Below are 20,482 nucleotides of genomic sequence, written 5' to 3' on the forward strand. Positions count from 1 at the left end.
TTAGAAACAATCCAAAAAACCAAAACCATCCATTCATGATATCGCTTAAATTAGCATAAAATTTGGCTGTGCCATCACCTAGTAACAGGCTAAATTTGCCACCAAAATTGGTGGTGTCATGCCCTGTAAAATCCGCAACAATCCAACGCAAATTTTATTTTTTGGGTCAAATATGTTACAATCCCTTGAATATTAACGATTTTATTTGCAGATGCGCATTGTGCGGCAATGCTAATTTTGCAGGATTTGTTATTTTTGGTGTCATAAAATATGGATAGTAACCTTGGCTTATTCATATTTTATCGCACTGCCATTCATCAGAATTGAAGGAGTGTCTATGAGTACGCCCGTACCCAAAAAACACAAACATGGTTTAAATCCCGCGGTGTTCTTGACATCAGCGGGATTAATTGCATTCATCAGCCTATTCGCAATCTTGGTGCCAGATTTGGCGGATGCGACATTTAAGGCGGTGCAGTCCGCCATCGTTGATAATGCCAGTTGGTACTATGTGCTGACAGTGGCGTTGATATTGCTGTTTAGTGTCTATTTGGGATTATCTCGATTGGGTAATATCAAGCTAGGTCCCGATCACTCACAACCAGACTACAGCAATCTATCATGGTTCGCCATGCTGTTCTCAGCTGGTATGGGTATTGGTCTGATGTTCTTTGGTGTGGCAGAACCGGTCATGCACTTCTTGACGCCGCCACACGGTGATGGTAGTACGATCAGTGCGGCACGTCAGGCCATGCGTTTGACCTTTTTCCATTGGGGATTACATGCATGGGCGGTATATGCTGTTGTTGCTTTGATTTTGGCGTTTTTTGCTTATCGTCATAACCTACCACTTACTCTGCGCTCGGCACTGTATCCGCTGATCGGAGATAAGATCTACGGCCCTATCGGTCATGCAGTTGATGTGTTCGCGGTGGTGGGGACGCTATTTGGTCTGGCGACGTCACTTGGTTATGGTGCATTGCAGGTCAATACGGGACTTAATCATCTATTCCCATTCATCCCCGTGGGGACGACAAGTCAAGTAGTGCTGATCGCCAGTATCTGTGCGTTGGCATCCATCTCTGTGATGTCAGGACTGGATAAGGGTGTAAAGTTGCTCTCTGAGCTAAACCTGGGTCTGGCCGTGATACTCATGCTATTCGTGCTATTGGCAGGCTCTACAGTGTTCCTATTGCAGGCCTATGTTCAGAACGTCGGTTCGTACATCTCGAGCATTGTCAGCATGACCTTTAATCTATACGCCTATGACAAGACCGATTGGTTCGGTGGTTGGACCATCTTATACTGGGGCTGGTGGTTAAGCTGGGCGCCATTCGTTGGTCTGTTTATCGCTCGTGTGTCTCGTGGTCGTACCATTCGAGAGTTTGTATTTGGTGTGCTATTCGTGCCAGCTGGCTTTACCTTCCTGTGGATGACGGTGTTTGGCAACTCTGCCATTGACATGATTCTAAACCAAGGCAATACCATGCTTGGCGAAGTCATCAATCAAGACGTATCTTTATCACTATTTGCTTTCTTAGAACAGCTGCCCATGTCAGGCATATTTAGCTATGTGGCGCTGCTGATGATTGTCGTATTCTTCATCACGTCTGCTGATTCGGGTGCGCTCGTTATGGACATGCTGTGCTCACATGGCAAAGGCAGTAAAGGCGTACGTTATCGTCTGTTTTGGTCGATTGGTGCAGGCGTGATGGCCATTGCGCTACTATTAGCAGGTGGACTGAGTGCATTGCAGACCATGGCGATCGCCAGTGGATTACCCTTCGTTACCGTGCTGATGATTGCGATGTATGGACTGCTAAAGGCGCTGAACGTGGACGCCCAAAAGCAAGAAATTCTACAACAAAATCTAAGCGTTCCCCTACCTGCCCAAGGTAGTGGCGCGTGGCGCGAGCGACTGCATGTAATCATGAATTTCCCAAGCCGTCAGGCGGTGAGTCAATTCATCGATACCACAGTCAAAAAAGCCTGCGAAGATGTCGCAGCAGAGCTTCGTGAGCTGGGCGTGGATGTGCGTGTTCTCAACGAAAAACGTGGCAGCGTCGTGCTACTGACCAACCATGGCGATGAGATTGATTTCGTCTATAAGGTTCGTGTATCGAGCCATGCACAGCCTGGATTCGTCAATAGCGATGACGATGAAGACTCAGCCGAAGATGCCAATGACACTCAGACCTACTACCGTGCCGAAGTACATCTAGGCGAAGGCGGTCAGGACTATGACATCATGGGCTGGAGCACCGAAGGAGTCATTAATGACATCGTCAGCCAATATCATCGCCACATGCACTTTTTGCATAGTTTGCGTTGATGGGCTAAAAACCGTTTGAGCAATCAAACGGTTTTATTTTAAAATAATTTCATACTTACAAAAATGTTAGTACTTATCAAAAGTTTATTTATGCTTTATAATGCCCCAATTTCACCCCAAAAAAACGGGGTAAATCATGCCTTATGTTAATCTAAAAATCTCAACCCCAGAGCCAAGCGAAGAGCGGTTACGCCAAGTTGTTGAAGAATTTACCGATACCATCGCTCGTGTATTGGACAAAAACCCTGCTGATGTCATGGTATATATTGACATTACCCCACCAAACGCTTTGGGTTTTGGTGGCAAGACCTTGCAGGACATTAGAGACGGTAAATAAGCTGTCGTATCGAAACCAAACCGTTTGAGCAATCAAGCGGTTTTTTATTTTAAAATCAAGGGGTTGTGAATTTATTAAATCGTAAGGTGCGTACCACGCACCATTTACTAAGCTGATTTTATCGATGCATATGACGCACCCAATATTGGTTTTATTTAAAAAACATTAAAAATCAATAACTTAAAAACTTTTTTAAATTATTTTCATACTTACAAAACTGTAAGTATGAAAATAAATTTACTCCCTATAATACGCTCATCAACACAAACCAACCCAATCGAAGTTAATTTATAAAAGCCATTTTGTTATCAACCGTACTAGCAATCACCGCTTTGACAGGTTGCCAAGTTGCTCACAGCACTCAGCCAAACACAATCACCAAATCCGTTCCAGGCAAGGTTGTTCAGACCCAAACCGAACAGAGTAAAGCCGAGCGCAATAAAGCCAACGCCCTTACCTTTTATGAAATGGCGTTCAATCAGCACAAAGTCGCCGAAGCCACAGCTAAATATGTAGGCAAAACCTACCTGCAACCCAACCCAACGGTGGCGGATGGAGGTCAGGCATTTGTGGACACATTTGAGCCATTTTTAAAAGAGCACCCACAGTCAAAAGCAACCGTTCATCGTGTGATTGCCGAAGGCGATTTGGTGGTGTTGCACGTGCATGGCTAGCTTGATGATAATGACATTGGTGAATCGGTGGTGGAGATTTTCCGTTTTGATTGGAGCATTGAGACACCATTCAAGCCGTGCCGGAGACAACCGTGAATCGTGGTACACTAATCATGGATGATAATCTATGTTAATATTTAACAACCCAACACTTAATTGCCCAAAAAAATTTTGCGAAAACATGGCGAAATTTGTTACAATGGATGAAATTTTAACTTATTATTGACATGACAACGCATTCACACAGTAAAGAGCCACAGGATAAGCCCCAAGGATTATTAGAGAATTTCGCCCAAATTAGCGGATTAGACAGTGATCGACTGGCAGAAGATCTGTTCGTGACTTGGCAGCAGACACTTGGCAGCATCAAGCACAGCTATGCCGCCGCAACGAGCAATCTGATTGATGAGATTCAGGTGCCCGTCATGCAGTCGCAGATTAATGATGCGCTATATACTTATGTCGTTAAGAAAGTCGGCATGGTTCACGATCTGAAGCTTGAGATTCATGAGGGCTGGCTACGTTTGTCAACGACGGTGAATTTTAACGGGATTTTTGCCAGTGTGGCGACTAACTTTGAATTGGTGCATCTACAGCTTGATCGCCACACTCAGCGTGTCGTATTACGACAGATCAGCGATACAGACGTGTTGGAGCTGCACAGCAAATCATGGTGGCAAGCGCCTTTGGCAAAATTTGCGGTCAATACCTATCGCACGCTACTTAAAAAAGACCCCCTGCCTTTTATCTTGAATAAGATCAAAATCAAAGGCGTTCCTTTCACCGAGCATAAAGGCAACGTGATCTATCTTGAGATTGGGCGCTGGCTAAAAAACAGCGAGCAAATCATGAACATCATCAAAAAAGTGCAAATCAATCAAGGCATTCTAGCCAAAGAACAGCTTATCTTACGTGCTAAGCCTAATTTTGGTGAGATTCTAAGCTTGGGCGATCAGAATAGCCCTGTCATCACCGAAAAAGATAACCCAAATAAACCATCCAAAAAATAAACCCAATAAAAATAAAAATCCCCGATTTGGGGATTTTTATTTTTTGATTATTAGCCGACACGCAGTATGTCAGCATTCATTCCATCCCATAGCTGATGAGTGGCGATGGCAAGTACGCCTATGTCGCCTTGTTGTTGCATGTCAGTTAGACTCTGCCACACTCTTAGACGAGTGGCAGAGTCTAGCCCTGCAAAAGGCTCATCAAGCAATAAGATGCTTTTTGGCGACAGCAGTAGGCGAGCCAACGCCACGCGGCGACCTTGACCGCCTGATATTGCCATGCCGTACTCACCCAGTGGGGTATCTAGCCCCTTGGGCTGAGATTTTGCCCAGTCAGACAGCCCTACTTTATCCAGTACCGCCCACAACTCATCATCACTCGCCGCAGGCTTACCAAGACGTAAATTATCCGCCAGACTCTGATCAAAGATATCCACACTCTGCCCTAAGAATCCCAGCGAGCGACCAAAGTCCACACTCTGATAATCAACGCCATTAATCTGTATCCGCCCACCGACTAACGGTATCTCACCTGCTAGCGTAGCCAGCAAGGTGGACTTGCCCGCCCCCGATGTCCCGATGATGAGAGTGGGCGCATGATGGGTTAGCGTGGCATTGATGCCTGTCGCCACCATGACCGCTGTTGGCATTTTCACCGAGACATCAGTTAGTGTGATGGTGGGACTACCGGTTAATGTCTGCTTAGGCTCATTGGCATTGACCATCATCAACTCGTTAATGCGCTCTTTGGCATTGACGCTTCTGCCGTATGCCAATGGCTCACCAACCAGTGCAGAGATGATTTCCATGAGTCCGAACACTCCCAGAGTTAAGGCAAGGATGATGGCAGGATTTAGATCGGCATAGCTGTTTAACGTCTCTACACGAAATGGAACAATCGCATTCTGCTCAAAATACTGCCCTGCCACTGCCAATAACGCCACCACAGCTAAGGCGATGATCAGCTGAATGAGTGCTTGGGTGCGTCTTTTTAGACGCAGCACATTAGCGGTATGCGTTGAATGCTTGGCATCAAGGGCGTTCATCTGCGTTACCGCATCACTCCATCTGCCCCATGTCAGTAGCGAAGTCAATGCTGGTAGTGTGTTTAGTAGGGTATTTTTACGTTCGACAATGAGCTTATTCTCTGTTTTAGCAAGTGTAATGCCGCGGAGCAAAGTCATGATGGCAAGCACCAACGATAATGCCATACATACTACCGTCATGACAGCCGAAGGTAAGCTTATTAGCACCAACAGCGACAACACGATGACAGCCACGCTTGCCACGATGAGCGGCGACACCACGCGCAACGGGAATTCATCCAAGACATCAATGTCTCCGACCAGACGCTGCATCGTCTCGCCACTGCTGCGCGTCATCGCATTGTTGTTCATGCGTGCCGATAAGGGCAATCTCGCCCAATGCGAAAAAAATCGAACCCGAAGATCCTTTAACAGTCCAAATACCGCATGATGCGACACCATTAGATCGCCATAACGGGCAAAGGTTCGCACGATGGCAAAGCCACGAATGATGGCAGATGGCATCAGGTAGTTAAAGGCATGACTGCCTAGAGCAATAATCCCCGCCACACTTGCCATGGTGATAAACCACCCTGCCAGTATGACCAGCCCTAGCACCGAAAGCACGGTTGCAATGCCCAATACCCACGCGATGAACCACGGCATCTTTTGACTGGCGAACAGTTCAATCAGACGAAAAGGTCGCTTGCTGATGTTGGTCTGATTGAGGTGACCAGCTTGTTTGTCCAAAAGTTCTTGCACGTCTTGTCTGCCTTGTCCATTCATGCTGCACCGCCTTGCTGTTTACCAAGATCATAAACTTTTTCAAAATTATCAGCAGCAACCTGCGCCTTGTCATGCGTTACCCAGATTACGGTCTTACCGGCACTTAATCTGGCCAATAACGCCCAAATCATCGACGCCGTCTCAGGATCTAAATGCTCAGTCGGCTCGTCAAGCAGCCAGACTTTAGCATCTTGGAGCAGTAGCTGAGCAATCGCCAATCGGTGACCTTGACCACCTGATAGTCCGCCGCCACGCTCAGCAAGCATAGTGTTTATGCCATTTGGCAACTGATTGACAATATCCCACAGAGCGACATCTTTGAGAACTTGGACGAGCTCATCATCGCTGGCAGACGGCTTAGCAAGGCGTAAATTATCCGCGATCGACATCGGTAGCAGCGGCACGGTCTGAGACAGATAGCCGATATCAGCGCGTAGTCTTGATACATCAAGATCAGCATAACGCATCAATTTACCATCAGCATGGACGATAACATCGCCCTCAAAGTCACCAAAGCCAAGCAAAATATGCAGCAGTGTTGACTTACCCGCGCCGCTCTCGCCCATCACCGCGGTACGTTCACCCGCACCAAATGTCAAGCTCGTGGGTGAGAGACGCACACGTCCATCATCGCCAAATGCCGTAATGTTCTTAAGTTCAAAGGCAGGCGGGCTCTTTAATGTCATGGCAATGTCACCCAAAGCCTTGGTCTTAAAACCAAGCATTGGAGCGATCGATTTGGCAGATGCCGTTGCTTGCCCTTTAACGTGATATTCCGCCCCCAGACGACGAAGTGGCGCATAGAGCTCAGGCGCGAGTAGTAGGATAAATAATGCCGTGCTATAGGTTGTCAGTAGCTGCCCTTTCGCCCATGGTAAAATCCCCATCAAGCCAAAGCCCAGATACACCGCCACCAACGCTATCGATAACGCTGATAAGAACTCTAAGACCGCACTGTTTAAAAACGCGATCTTAAGCACATCCATCGTGCGCTTGCGGTAATCTTCTGAACTATTGGCGATGTCTGATACGGCAATGTCCACCGCTCCGAGTCGTGACAAGGTATTCACCCCACGAATCCAGTCTAAGAATCGCCCGCCAAGCTGTGCCAAGGCATCCATCTGCTCACGGCTCTTGCGAGTGGTGGCGATGCCAATAATCGCCATAAAAATCGGCACAAGCGGCGCCGTCACCAGCAAAATCACCGCCGCCATGGGGCTATAAAACGCCACACATCCCGCCAAAATCAAAGGGGTGGTCACGGCAGTCATTTTTTGAACATTAAACCGAGCATAGCCAATCAGATGATCAGGCTCATCAATTACCTTTGTCGACAACGCGCCATCTGCGCCAAAATAACGTCTCGCCTGCCCAAGCTCGCCTAATTTACCCAGCAGCTTGGCACGTACTGAGCTTGCTACTTTTAGACCTGCATCACTTAATAGATGATCTCTGGCATAACCGATGCCAATACGCCCTGCCATACACCCAAACAATAAAGCCAAATTCAACCACAAACCACTACCTGTCACCCGATCAGGTAGTGGCACGCCCTGCACAAAGCTCGTCAGCCACCCATCAAAGAGCCACACGAGCACACACGCCTGCCCTACCAGCACCAACACACTGACAATGTCAAGCAAATACGCCATCATCATGCTTTTTTTGACCGGTTTAAAAGTCGCCTTCAAAAATGCATTCGCCGTGATGTCTTCTTGGGAACGTCTGGGTTTTTTGCGTTTTGGTTTTGAAGATTGTGGCGGTATTGATTGCCCTGCGTTGGGTGGTGCCGTGGGCGATACGGTCGGAGTGATTGGCTCGGTCATGGTATTATTATTGTTAAAATTTAGCGTTACATTATCGCTAAATTTGGGGATAATTTCAAGGTAAAAACAACGCTCTACAAGTCAAGCCATCAAGACCATCACACTCATGCCATGCATCGCACCACAATCAGACTGACGTTATCAAGCCATGCCTTTGCTCCAGATTGTTTTAGCTGTTTGATGCTGTTATTTAGCCATTCTTTTAGTGGCAGATCTTTTGTTATTGGCAAAAAATTACCTTCCAACACATCAGAAAAGCCATCACTACATAAGAGTGAACATTCGCCTGCCTGTAGCTTGATATTTTGATGGCTTGACATCGCCACAGCCGATTCATCACCCAATCCATCAACACAAAAATAACCTGTCAGCGCTCCATAACAACTGGCATGATCACCGCCTTCTGCCAAATTCTGTGCTTTTAGTTAATTAATAAAACTGTGGTCTTGGGTTAAGCCATGCCAACCATCACGATATAAATATGCTCGACTGTCGCCCAAGTGCCGCATCATCACACCGACATTGTCAGTATAAGCACACACCAGCGTGCTACTACTACCTTCAAAGCCTGCCTTGTCTGCCAAAGCAGCGTTCAGCCGACATTGCAAAACACCAAAATCCACCGCCCCTTGCTCATCATACATAGTCTGCACAAGTTGAAGCAGCGTGCGTGATGTGATGCCTGATTTAGGACTGCTTGCCACACCGTCCGCCACCGCCACACAAAACTCATCGCATTCGCCAAGCGTCGAGATAACGCTCTTGTGCTGATAAATCTTGGTGTTCACAAGCACAGCGTCCTGTTGATACGGCATACCGCCACGCCACGTTAGGGCTTGGATTTGGTAGGTCATACTCTCTCCTAATAGTCCAAAAATGGGCTATTTTATAAGAGGATAAATTATCATCTATGTAGAAATCTTCTCATTTAAAAGCTTAATCATTTTTTCACCGTGTTCTTGAATACTATCTTTATCCCACGCCTTATAGGTAAACATCAGCATTTGCTTAATGCTTAAAGACTGATGACGAGCAACATTGTCTTTATAGCCTGACTTTTTTTCATCGGGCATTCTGTTATTTAGTGATGAATTTTGGCTATGATTGATTAAGCACAGATTGCCAAAATTATTAAGAATTTTTCCATTCTCATCATCATTGTCTGATAATTTTTCGCCATTGATTGGATTTTGCGGATAATAATGCTCCACCGAATTTCTGGAAGTGAATTTAAATTCTTTTAAGAATTTTGATAAATCTACGCCTGTTTTAAAATTTTCATCATTTCGCCAACACCATTTGGCTTGCTTTTTCCACAAAATATAATCCAATCGGTTAAAGATAAAATTCTCAACAGCGGTGCCTTGATGTAAAAAATCACAATTTTTAACAGGTTTCAACCCATCGCCACTCCGATAAATAATGTCAAAATAGTCATCGCCCTTGCCATCATTATAAAAACGATTAAAATAAAATTTATCACACAATTTTTCTAAAAACTTAATATTATCATCTGCTGACAGAACAACCGCACAGCCTTTATCCTGACAACCTTTCAGCTTCTCTTTGCTTTCATTATTAAGATTAAGCCATTTTAGGTAGGCAAATAGCCAATATTTATAGTTTTTGGCTGGGAATGAATAATGAAACATGGTTTGTAGCATTTTGATTTGCTTATCTTGATCGGCAATATCAAAAGCATTTGCATGATAATTATTTGAATTATTTTTATCAGATTTTTTAAATTGATAGATATACCAATCATCTTTATTATCAAGCCCATCGTGTTTAATGACATAACGGTCAAATAATAAGCGAATATTTAATAAATGCACGGCAAATTTTTTGATTCCATCTTCATTGCCATATAAGCCCGCTTCATCAAATTGTTTATTTAAATTACCTGCGTCTAAGCGATGTATATCAGCGTTAATGCAATTTTTATCTTTTAAGAATAAATACAAAACTTGCACTAAAAAGTTAGGGAAATCAATGATAGAAGTAAAACGCTCATATTGATTGTCTTTGTTTGATTTTAAATTTTTTGGCAATGAAAATTGTTCATCTAGGATATCACTTAATTTTTTAGATTCTTCATTATGTTTGCTTATCTTATTTTCATCATCACTATTTTTTGTTTTTTGAAAATTTTCTTTTAAATTGTCAAAATTTTCATAGAGCCAAAAATACTCGCCTTTATCTTGAAAAAGCTCATGACGCTCATTAGCAGAAAAAGATGACACCGCATAGCGACTCATGTCCGAACAAGCATTCCAAACCGCAGAAAAAATCGCTCTATCATCAACATCTAGCTTACTCATCAATTTTGCCTTGATGACTTCATGCTGTTCTAATTGCTCGCCACGGTTATTCATGCGTTCAAAATATTGGTTTAAATCAGCATTGTTGGGCAGTTCTACTTGCATGATTTGAACATTTCCCCAAATGGCTTGCCAATAATCATCTGCGTTTCCATCTTTTATGATAAATAGACTGTCTTTATTCTTAATCAGATAATTATAAACTTTGGCAATTTGACTATCGCCAGTTAATTCTCCTTGTTGTTTGATGATATTAAGTTCATCGCTTGAATTTTGGCGATGTTCAAAGGCAAGATTTAGGTTAAAGTTTTCGCCCAGTACCGATAAAATCAAAAACAGCGTGGTCAATCTTTGTTGTCCATCAATGACTTCAAAAGCATTATCTGCACGCTTTTTAACCGTTAAAGCCCCAAGATAATAATTATTGCCATCATGATTTTTGATGTCGTTAATCAGCTGAACCACTTCTTCTATGTCCCACGCATAATTACGCTGATAAATGGGAATAATATAGCGATTATCGCCATCAAAAAAGTTTTTGACGGGTGACGATTTGGGTGCATTGCTGTCATTGTTAATTTGGTTGGTCATTGTATTCTCCATTAGTTGCTAATAAACTCTTTCAAAAAGGGCATTAAATACCCATCAGCACTTTTAAAATCGTGCTTAACTTTTGCTATTTTAAAATTTAATATCTCATCGGCTCTTTGGGTAAGGCAAATGGTATGATATAGGCTATTTAGTTCGGTTTGCTCAATGTCTTTATAACCAAAATCTTTCATTGCATAATTTTCAATGGTGGCAAATGAAATCCTTGTTTGGCTCAATCTTAGGCAATATACCCATTGAGCAATTTTTTTAACCGCTTGTTCAAGTCTATAATCGCCAAATTTATCATAATAGACCATGACCATAATGCGAAACAGCGTAAATAGATAAAAATCGCCTACTGGTCCAGTATTGGCTTGCAAGGTTTTAAATAAAGGTTTAGCTTCTTTCCTTTCATCATTTTTGTCTTGAATGGCTAGGCAAATTTTATCATTATTTACCTTACCATTGTCGCCAAACAATTCATCATACAGACAGCGATAATAAAAGATGTATTCAAAAAACCCATCACCATCAATAAAAGTCATCGCCATATCATTGTACCGTGCTTGACCCAATGCACGATTTGGATAGTTTTTTTGTTCGTCTTTATTTAAGCCCTGAAAGGTATTGCTGTTATCTTTAATGAGCTTTTCAGCGTGTTGAAACTTTTTCCAACGGCGATGCCGATACAAAATATCATTCATAATGAGTTTTAGCGATATTGGGTGCGTTACCGCACGCTCCCATTCTGCAACGGTTGTATTTATTTTTGGTGTATTAGTTTTATTGATTTTTTGGCTAGATTCGCCTTGCATATGCCTTAAATGATACGCCTTTAATAAATCATACGCTTCCAAACTTTTGCCACGAGATTTTTGCGAATCAAAATACTGAAAAGCTTCGTCAATGTCGGTTAAAATAACGGTAGCAAAGGTGCATTTGCCAAGGATAAAGTTCTTAAAATCATCACTGTACCGGTACAATGAGTACATTCATTATTACAATTATGATAGAATAAAGACCAAACTAAAAGGACTAAGTCCTGTCAGATACAGAAACTTAGTCCTTGGTCAAAACACTTAGCTTTATTAACCTAACCTTTAATCTTGTGTCTAAGATTTGGGGGTCGGTTCATAACTCGCCCTTTATAAACCCCTAAAGCATCATACTCGGGTCAAACGCTCGAACAGGCTCTTGTCTTAGCACATTGGGGTCGGCTTTGTAGTAACCTGCCGTTGATTTTGGCAATTTTTGCCCACGCATGACATCGGCGATTTTTTCCGCCATCATAATGGTAGTGGCATTTAGGTTACCTGTGATGATAAGGGGCATGATAGACGCATCAACGACACGCAAGCCTTCTAAGCCATGCACACGCCCTTGTCCGTCCACCACCGCCATATCGTCCATGCCCATTTTACAACTACAAGACGGATGATAAGCGGTCTCGGCATGATTACGCACAAATTCATCAAGCTCGGCATCGGTTTGTGCATGACGACTTGGGCTAATCTCACGCCCACGGTAGTCATCCAAAGCAGGCTGGTGCATAATCTCACGAGTGATACGGATGCCGTCTCTAAACTCTTGCCAGTCTTGCTCGTGCGACATATAATTAAACAAAATGCTGGGGTGGTCGTGGGGATTTAGCGATTTTAGGCGAATACGCCCACGAGACGGCGAACGCATGGAGCCAACGTGTGCTTGAAAACCATGCTCTTCTACGGCATTTGAGCCGTTGTAGTTAATGGCAACTGGCAAAAAGTGATACTGGATATTTGGCCATTCAAATTCAGGACGGGTACGGATAAAGCCCCCTGCCTCAAACTGATTACTTGCCCCAATGCCCGTTCCCAAGAACAGCCACTCTGCCCCAATGGCGGGTTGATTGTACCATTTTAGGGCAGGATACAGCGATACAGGTTTTTTGCATTCGTATTGTAGATACATCTCCAAATGGTCTTGCAAGTTCTCGCCCACCCCTGGTAGGTCATGCACGACAGGGATTTTAAATTCATCAAGCAAATTTTTTGCCCCAACGCCCGAACGCTGTAAAATCTGTGGAGATGCAATCGCCCCTGCCGAAAGTATCACTTCTCGCTTGGCGTGGACGGTTGTGGGATTTGTGTCATTGCCTTGTAGATACTGCACGCCAATGGCACGCTTACCTGAAAATAGGATTTTGTCGGTTACGGCATGGGTTTTTATGGTAAGATTGGGGCGTGATTTTGCCATGTCTAGATAGCCCCGAGCCGTGCTAGAACGGCGTCCTTTTGGTGTAACCGTTCTGTCCATAGGTCCAAAGCCTTCTTGCTGATAGCCGTTCAAATCATCGGTGCGTGGATAGCCTGCTTGCACGCCTGCTTCTACCATGGCATTAAACAGCACGCTACTACCAATTGCCGTGCCACGCTGTGAAGTTGTTACGCTCACAGGACCTGTACCACCGTGATAGTCATTTTCGCCCACATCACGGGTCTCGCTCTTTTTATAATAGGGCAAACAGTCGGCATAGCTCCAATCTTCTAGCCCGTCCATTTTTGCCCAATTGTCCAAATCCATGGCATTACCACGAATATAGCACATACCATTGATGAGCGATGAACCGCCAAGCCCCTTACCACGTCCGCACTCCATACGGCGGTTGTTCATATAAGGCTCAGGGTCGGTCAGATACGCCCAATTGTAGCGTTTGCCTTGCAAGGGGTACGCCAGTGCCGCAGGCATTTGCGTACGAAAATCCAAGCGATAATCAGGACCACCTGCTTCCAAAAGTAGCACGCTCACATCGCTGTCTTCTGTCAGACGCGTGGCAAGCACATTACCTGCCGAACCTGCTCCGATGATGATATAGTCATATTCTGCCATGAGTATTTTCCTTGTGGTTTGATAAGTTTTAATTGATGTTATTTAAAAATGGATTCAAATTTACCCATCTCCACCTGAATGGCTTTGACTTGGGTGTAATGATCCAGTGTCATCATGCCGTTTTCACGCCCAACGCCTGATTGCTTATAGCCACCCACAGGCATTTTGGCATCCGACTCGCCCCATGTATTGACCCAGCAAATGCCCGCTTGCAAGGCGTGGGTAATGCGATGAGCTTTATTTAAATCAGACGTAACCACTCCCCCTGCCAAGCCAAAAATCGTGTCATTGGCACGCTCTATTGCTTCATCTTCATCATCATAAGTCAAAATACTCATGACGGGCCCAAAAATCTCATCGGTAACGATACTCATCTCATCGGTGCAATCAGTAAAGACGGTCGGTAGCACAAACGCCCCCTTGGACAGCGACTCGCCATGCTCGGCAAAATCATCCGCCACCGCACGCCGTCCACCAAACAGCACCGTTGCCCCTGCTTTTTTGCCCTGCTCCATATAATCAAGCACTCGCTCCATGTGGGCAAAGCTCACCAAAGGACCCATGTTGGTTGTCTCATCAGTTGGGTCGCCCAAGCGAACCTTGGGCAGGCGTGCCAAAATGGCTTGTTCAAAGGCGTGTTTTTTGGCACTTGGTACAAAAACTCGTGTGCCATTGGTACACACTTGTCCTGTGCTATAAAAGTTTGCCATCATCGCCACGTCCGCTGCCAGTTCAATGTCGGCATCATCACAAACAATCAAAGGCGACTTACCGCCAAGCTCCATGGTTACGTCTTTTAGTGATGATGCTCCTGCAAGGCTCATCACTTTTTTGCCTGTTGCCACCGAGCCTGTAAATGAGATTTTGGCAATGTCAGGGTGTTCGGTCAGATACGCCCCCACATCACCACCACCTTGCACGACATTAAACACCCCGTCAGGCACGCCAGCTTGGGTATAAATCTCGGCAAGTTTTAGGGCGGTCAAAGGCGTAACTTCACTCGGCTTAAAAATCATGGCATTACCAGATGCCAAGGCAGGGGCGGATTTCCATAGGGCGATTTGAATGGGATAATTCCACGCCCCAATCCCTGCCACTACGCCAAGCGGTTCTCTTTGAGTATAAAAAAAGCTCCCTTCTTTGCCCGTGCGAAGTGGCACTTGCACTCCTTCAACGGCGGTTGCAAGCCCTGCATAATACTCCAAGACGTCCGCCCCTGTAACAATATCCACATAAGCGGTCTCGCTGATTGCCTTACCTGTGTCCGCCGTCTCAAGGCGTGCCAGCTTATCATTTTGTTCACGCAAAATTGCCACCGCTTTTAGCAGTATCCGAGAACGCTCCACCGCTGTCATGCTTGCCCAGATTTTTTGTCCTTCTTTGGCACTTTGTACCGCTTTATCCACGTCCGCTTTTGAAGCACTTTGCAGTTTGGCAAGCGTGTCTGCTGTAGCAGGATTGACTGTCTCAAAAAACTCCCCGCTACTGGCGGATGCATACTTTCCGCCGATGTATAGCGATGTTTGTTCTACGTTTGGTAGTGATGACAATGCCATAACAAGACTCCTATATTTTTAAAAATTTATCATCAAAACTTATAAATTTTATTCAAAGGTTGATGAAACCAAAAAGATAGGTTATGATAACAAAAAATCATCTATAACGCAAATAATTGATTTTTAATAACTTTCTTGTTTAATTTGTATAAAATGATTGTATATTTCGAACTGATTTTTGTAAACGTTTTGTAAATTTATTAGGTTTTTTGAAAACCATTTAGGGTGTGTTAAACCTTGATAACATTCTCATAAAATAAGATGAAAATTTAGCACACCCTAGCAATTTTATATCATTAACGAACTTGGAAGTTTATATCATTAACGAATTTGGAAGGTAACACTATGGAAGATACCAAACCCAAAGACGGTCGCCTAAACCGAACGGTGTTTATCTGTTCGGCGGTGATTATCGTCTTTTTTAGCTTATATACCATGCTGTTTAATGACAGTGCGTCCGCCATTTTGGACAGTGTGCTGGCGTGGGTAAGTACCACTTTTGGTTGGTATTACTTTTTTGCCGCATCGGTGTATATCTTGTTTGTGCTGTTTATCGCCTGCTCTCGCTATGGCAACATCAAGCTAGGTCCCAAGCACTCCCAACCCAAGTACAGTCTTTTGACGTGGTCGTCCATGCTGTTTGCCGCAGGGATTGGCATTGACATCATGTTTTTTTCGGTGGCAGAGCCTATCATGCAGTACATGAATCCGCCTGTTGGGGACGGTCAGACCACACAGGCGGCTCGTGAAGCCTTGATGTGGACAATTTTTCACTACGGACTGACAGGTTGGTGTATGTATGCGTTGGTGGGCATTGCCCTTGGCTATTTTGCCTACCGCTACAATCTACCCCTAACCATTCGCTCGGCATTGTACCCCATGATTGGCAAAAAGATTGATGGACCTGCCGGTCATGCTGTGGACGTGGCGGCGATTTTGGGGACGATTTTTGGTATTGCCACCACTTGCGGTATCGGGGTTGTGCAATTAAACTACGGTCTGCACGTTATTTTTGATTTGCCTGAAAACTTACTTTGGCAAATTGGGCTTATCGCCCTAGCGGTCGCCATTACCATTGTGTCGGCAACCACAGGGGCATCCAAGGGCATCAAAATCCTATCGGAGCTTAACATTTATTTTGCCTTGGGACTTATCTTATTTGTGCTGTTTTTGGGCAATACCGAATTTTTGCTAAACGCCATTGTCATGAACGTGGGCGACTATCTTAGCCGTTTTCCAACTTTGACACTAGACACCTTTGCCTACAACCAAACGCCCGAACAAAAACAATGGATTCAAGACTGGACGCTGTTCTTTTGGGCGTGGTGGATTGCGTGGTCGCCTTTTGTGGGGCTGTTTTTGGCTCAAATCTCAAAGGGTCGTACCATTCGTGAATTTGTCATCGGCACCTTGTCCATTCCCTTTGTGTTTACGCTTGCTTGGCTGTCAGTCATGGGCAACAGTGCCTTAAATGAAGTCTTAGGAGGCAATCTTGCCTTTGCCGAAAAAATCATCGCACGCCCTGAGATTGGTTTTTATGAGCTGTTATCCACTTATCCGTGGTTCTCGGTAACGGCAATCATCGCCTTTGTCTCAGGACTTTTGTTTTATGTAACATCGGCAGATTCTGGGGCGATCGTGCTTAGTAATTTTAGCTTCAAAAGCCAAAAAAACACCGACACGCCCCCCATTTGGATACGCCTGTTTTGGGCGGTGGCAATCGGCATGCTGACGGCCGCCATGCTGATGACGGACGGCATCACCGCCCTACAAAAGGCGACTATTGTCATGGGCTTGCCATTTAGCTTTGTCATGTTTTTTGTCATGGTGGGGCTGTTTAAGTCGTTACGCCTTGAAGATTTTAGAGAAGAGATTACCAAAATCAATGCCGTGCCTGTGGCAGGGGGCGTGGACGTGAGCGACTGGCAAACTCGTCTGCACCGCATTACCGCCTATCCTGACACCCCAGAGACAAAAGCGATGATGACAAATGTCTGTCTGCCTGCCCTAACTGACGTGGCGGACGCTCTACGCCAAAAGGGACTGTCGGTGCGTGTGGAATCGGTCGCCTTAGACGATGAGCCAAGCCTTGTGCAACATATGCTGACGGTGGATTATAAGGACGAGTATAACTTCGTGTATGGCATCGTCCCCGTTAAATACCCTGTGCCAGAGCGTCCAACGGTTGATGATGGGCAAGAGTTTTATTATCGCTTGGAGACGTATTTGTTTGAAGGTTTGCAAGGCAATGATTTGTCAGGCTTTAACAGCGAGCAAGTCATCAATGATGTGCTTGACAAATACGAGCGTCATCGGGCGTTTCTGCACTTAAATCGTGAAACCCCCGGCAGCCGCCCTGTGTTTCCTAAGTGATTTATCCCAAAATAAAAGCGTGTCAAAAACGAACCGCACCCCAAAGCTCGCCACTCACACACTAACCTTTGGGGTGCTTTCTATGGCAAAATACACCACCGACTTTAACTGTCTGTGATGGCTTACTATCAAAGCAATCACAGCTACAAATGCACAGCAAAACACTTTAATCTACCCACAGACAGTATGATCAAGCAGTGGGTCAAACTCTATCAAACACATGGCATTGATGGTATTCAAAGACGAAGTACCAAAGCCGTCTATGACGCCACCTTTAAACTTAACGCAATCAAACAACTTCAACATGGCAAATCCTTAACCCATCGTGCCATAGAGCTTAATCTACCACAACCTGCTTTACTGTCAAACTGGTTAAAGTCTTATCAAAGCTTTGTATAATGGGACTCACCCCCAAACCCAAAGGTAGAAAAGCTGTGTCAAAAAAACACAACGCCAATCAAAACAAATTAACAAACAAAACAACAAGCAAACCAAGTTGGCAAGCCAAACCAGACAATGAAAAAGCGTTGATGACTTACTTGCTGAACTTGCCTATCTTAGAGCAGAAAACGACTTGTGCCAGTACAGTCCTTGGTCAAACCACTTAGCTTTATTAACCTAACCTTTAATCTTGTGTCTAAGATTTGGGGGTCGGTTCAAAATCCGCCCTTATTTACATACCCTTGATTGTTGATTACTTTGGTGCAACCATGTCTTCAGGTCGTACCCATTCATCAAATTCTTGCTCGGTTAGCAATCCAAGCTCCACCGCCACTTGTTTTAGGGTTTTGTTTTCTTTATAAGCGGTTTTGGCAATTTTGGCGGCATTTTCATAGCCCACATGACGGTTCAGGGCAGTTACTAGCATGAGTGAGTTGTGTAAAAAATAATCAATCTTTTCACGATTTGGTTCAATACCCACCGCACAGTTGTCATTAAAGCTATTACAAGCATCTGCAAGCAGGCGAATGGATTGTAGTAGATTATAACCAATGACAGGCATAAAGACGTTCAACTCAAAATTACCGCTCGCCCCTGCCATGTTTATCGTTACATCGTTGCCCATGACCTGAGCGACCACCATGGTCATGGCTTCTGACTGCGTGGGGTTAACCTTACCTGGCATGATAGATGACCCTGGTTCGTTCTCGGGAATGGTAATCTCGCCCAGACCACAACGAGGACCACTAGATAGCCAGCGGACGTCATTGGCGATTTTGTTTAGGCTACCTGCTAGGGTTTTTAATGCCCCAGAGGCGAACACTTCGGCATCACGGCTTGCCAACGCTTCAAATTTATTAGGAGCAGTTACAAAAGGCAAACCTGTCAGCTCACTGATTTTTTGAGCGGATTTGACGGCATAGTCGGGGTGGCTATTTAGCCCTGTACCCACAGCAGTACCACCAAGTGGCAACTGATACAAGCCTTGCAAAGCGTTGTCAATTCTTACCAGTGCCAAGTCAAGCTGTGCCACATAACCGCCAAATTCTTGCCCAAGCGTGAGCGGTGTGGCATCTTGCAAATGAGTGCGTCCGATTTTGACGATGCCTGCAAAGTCGGCAGACTTTTTGGCAAGCGTATCACGCAACGCCTTGACGGCAGGGATAAGCGAGCGGTTAATTTCTACCGCTACTGCCACACGAATGGCGGTGGGGAAGCTGTCGTTGGTGGATTGGGCGTGGTTTACATGGTCGTTGGGGTGGACGGGTTTATAAGTGCCTTTTGGATTGCCTGCGATTTCATTGGCTCGGTTGGCGATGACTTCATTCATGTTCATGTTGGACTGCGTGCCAGAGCCCGTTTGCCACACGACAAGCGGAAACTGGTCAGCAAGCCCGCCTGCAATCACTTCATCGGTGGCTTGTACAATTAAGTCTTTTTGGCTATTTTCAATACGTCCAAGCTCGGCATTGGTAATGGCAGCAGCTTTTTTGACGGTTGCCATAGCGACAATGAGTGGGCGTGGCAGGGTCTCACCCCCGATTTTAAAATTATCACGGCTACGCTGGGTTTGAGCCCCAAAATAGGCATCAGCAGAGACTTGCACTTCGCCCATGGTGTCTTTTTCAATACGGAAGTCGGTCATAAATTTTCCTTGTTTGGTGGATAAAAACTGCTAAAATGTTGATGTTACTATAACACCATCAAAAACAATTTTCAATCACAAATCATTCTCATTATTAAATGATAAAATTTATAATATTAATTGGAAAAACTCATGGATAACGCCTTATTAAGAAAACAAATTCGCCGACAAAGACGAGATCTCACCGCCAAGCAACGCCAGTTTGCCGCCCTATCAGCAAGTTTATATTTGTCCAAGCTATTGCCTTATTTGCCCAAGAATGCCAAGATTGGGCTGTATTTGGACGATTTTGGCGAATTGCCCACCGCACCGATTTTGGCATTTTGTCAAAAGCATGGTTTTACCTCGTTTTTACCGATTACCATTAAGAATAAGCCTTTACGCTTTGCCCCTGTGTTTTTGCCATTAGCCAAAACACCCCTAAAGCGCCACAAACTTGGCATGAAAGAACCCTTTGCCAGATGTGGCATAAGTGCAGATAACATGGACATGATTATTTGCCCGCTTGTGGCGGTGGATAGGCAGGGTAATCGGCTTGGCATGGGGGGCGGATTTTATGACCGCACCTTTGCCCGCTTTCATGGCTTAAAAGTGGGTTGGTGCTATCATTTTCAAGTTTTTGAAAATTTAATGATTAATGAGTGGGATGAGGGCGTGGATATGGTGATAACCGATAAAGGCATTCTGCGATTTTGAT

Annotated in this window: 17 protein-coding genes and 1 pseudogene; 9 read left to right on the forward strand and 9 right to left on the reverse strand. The window is 44.8% G+C overall.

Annotated elements, in window-relative coordinates; genetic code table 11:
* Nucleotides 1-337 precede the first annotated feature (337 nt).
* The 4 genes from DYD54_RS05755 (at nt 338) to DYD54_RS05770 (ending at nt 4,353) form a co-directional block, all read left to right on the forward strand.
* Nucleotides 338-2,332, forward strand: coding sequence for a BCCT family transporter (locus DYD54_RS05755; protein WP_063514118.1), 1,995 nt, complete (start codon nt 338-340; stop codon nt 2,330-2,332).
* Nucleotides 2,333-2,468: 136 nt separating this feature from the next.
* The gene (locus DYD54_RS05760; protein ID WP_063514119.1) at nt 2,469-2,669 is read left to right on the forward strand and encodes a tautomerase family protein; all 201 of its coding nucleotides are present in this window, start codon (nt 2,469-2,471) and stop codon (nt 2,667-2,669) included.
* A gap of 302 nt (nt 2,670-2,971) precedes the next feature.
* The gene (locus tag DYD54_RS11575; protein WP_218563645.1) at nt 2,972-3,343 is read left to right on the forward strand and encodes a nuclear transport factor 2 family protein; all 372 of its coding nucleotides are present in this window, start codon (nt 2,972-2,974) and stop codon (nt 3,341-3,343) included.
* 227 nt (nt 3,344-3,570) lie between these two features.
* Nucleotides 3,571-4,353: a hypothetical protein gene (locus DYD54_RS05770; RefSeq protein ID WP_063514120.1), complete on the forward strand. Its 783-nt coding sequence runs from the start codon at nt 3,571-3,573 to the stop codon at nt 4,351-4,353.
* Nucleotides 4,354-4,403: 50 nt separating this feature from the next.
* Here the strand turns inward: DYD54_RS05770 and DYD54_RS05775 are convergent, their stop codons facing one another.
* The 6 genes from DYD54_RS05775 to DYD54_RS05800 form a co-directional block, all read right to left on the reverse strand.
* Entirely contained in the window at nt 4,404-6,164 is a 1,761-nt protein-coding gene (locus DYD54_RS05775) for an amino acid ABC transporter ATP-binding/permease protein (RefSeq protein ID WP_084260630.1), read from the reverse strand.
* The gene (cydD, locus tag DYD54_RS05780) at nt 6,161-7,990 is read right to left on the reverse strand and encodes a thiol reductant ABC exporter subunit CydD (protein ID WP_084260631.1); all 1,830 of its coding nucleotides are present in this window, start codon (nt 7,988-7,990) and stop codon (nt 6,161-6,163) included. Before cydD ends, DYD54_RS05775 begins: the two co-directional genes overlap by 4 nt.
* Nucleotides 7,991-8,094: 104 nt before the next feature.
* Complete coding sequence (locus tag DYD54_RS05785) at nt 8,095-8,400, reverse strand: hypothetical protein (RefSeq protein WP_063514121.1); 306 nt, start codon at nt 8,398-8,400, stop codon at nt 8,095-8,097.
* Nucleotides 8,401-8,415: 15 nt separating this feature from the next.
* Nucleotides 8,416-8,844: a hypothetical protein gene (locus DYD54_RS05790; protein WP_063514122.1), complete on the reverse strand. Its 429-nt coding sequence runs from the start codon at nt 8,842-8,844 to the stop codon at nt 8,416-8,418.
* A 54-nt stretch (nt 8,845-8,898) separates the two neighbouring features.
* Entirely contained in the window at nt 8,899-10,914 is a 2,016-nt protein-coding gene (locus tag DYD54_RS05795; RefSeq protein WP_084260632.1) for a DUF262 domain-containing protein, read from the reverse strand.
* Nucleotides 10,914-11,759, reverse strand: coding sequence for a DUF7834 domain-containing protein (locus DYD54_RS05800; RefSeq protein WP_147285072.1), 846 nt, complete (start codon nt 11,757-11,759; stop codon nt 10,914-10,916). Before DYD54_RS05800 ends, DYD54_RS05795 begins: the two co-directional genes overlap by 1 nt.
* Before the next feature lie 127 nt (nt 11,760-11,886).
* On the opposite strand from DYD54_RS05800, the pseudogene DYD54_RS05805 reads away from it, so the two are divergent.
* Nucleotides 11,887-11,985: pseudogene (locus tag DYD54_RS05805) on the forward strand (IS3 family transposase); the annotation flags it as partial.
* Between the two features lie 72 nt (nt 11,986-12,057).
* Here the strand turns inward: DYD54_RS05805 and betA are convergent.
* Together betA and betB are read right to left on the reverse strand one after the other, a co-directional pair.
* Complete coding sequence (gene betA, locus DYD54_RS05810) at nt 12,058-13,770, reverse strand: choline dehydrogenase (protein ID WP_063514125.1); 1,713 nt, start codon at nt 13,768-13,770, stop codon at nt 12,058-12,060.
* A gap of 38 nt (nt 13,771-13,808) precedes the next feature.
* Nucleotides 13,809-15,326: a betaine-aldehyde dehydrogenase gene (betB, locus tag DYD54_RS05815; RefSeq protein WP_063514126.1), complete on the reverse strand. Its 1,518-nt coding sequence runs from the start codon at nt 15,324-15,326 to the stop codon at nt 13,809-13,811.
* 345 nt (nt 15,327-15,671) lie between these two features.
* On the opposite strand from betB, the gene betT reads away from it, so the two are divergent.
* The 3 genes from betT to DYD54_RS05830 all read left to right on the forward strand — a co-directional run bounded on the left by betT (nt 15,672) and on the right by DYD54_RS05830 (nt 18,307).
* On the forward strand, nt 15,672-17,699 hold the full coding sequence (gene betT, locus DYD54_RS05820; RefSeq protein ID WP_063514127.1) for a choline BCCT transporter BetT: 2,028 nt from the start codon (nt 15,672-15,674) through the stop codon (nt 17,697-17,699).
* 117 nt (nt 17,700-17,816) lie between these two features.
* On the forward strand, nt 17,817-18,098 hold the full coding sequence (locus DYD54_RS05825) for a helix-turn-helix domain-containing protein (protein WP_063514128.1): 282 nt from the start codon (nt 17,817-17,819) through the stop codon (nt 18,096-18,098).
* Entirely contained in the window at nt 18,098-18,307 is a 210-nt protein-coding gene (locus DYD54_RS05830; RefSeq protein WP_063514129.1) for a hypothetical protein, read from the forward strand. Before DYD54_RS05825 ends, DYD54_RS05830 begins: the two co-directional genes overlap by 1 nt.
* 86 nt (nt 18,308-18,393) lie before the next feature.
* Here DYD54_RS05830 and fumC read toward each other — a convergent pair whose 3' ends face one another.
* Entirely contained in the window at nt 18,394-19,785 is a 1,392-nt protein-coding gene (gene fumC, locus DYD54_RS05835) for a class II fumarate hydratase (RefSeq protein WP_063514130.1), read from the reverse strand.
* A 132-nt stretch (nt 19,786-19,917) separates the two neighbouring features.
* On the opposite strand from fumC, the gene DYD54_RS05840 reads away from it, so the two are divergent.
* The gene (locus tag DYD54_RS05840; RefSeq protein ID WP_063514131.1) at nt 19,918-20,481 is read left to right on the forward strand and encodes a 5-formyltetrahydrofolate cyclo-ligase; all 564 of its coding nucleotides are present in this window, start codon (nt 19,918-19,920) and stop codon (nt 20,479-20,481) included.
* Nucleotide 20,482: the final 1 nt, after the last annotated feature.

Source organism: Moraxella ovis (assembly GCF_900453105.1).
GTDB classification, from domain to species: Bacteria; Pseudomonadota; Gammaproteobacteria; order Pseudomonadales; family Moraxellaceae; genus Moraxella; species Moraxella ovis.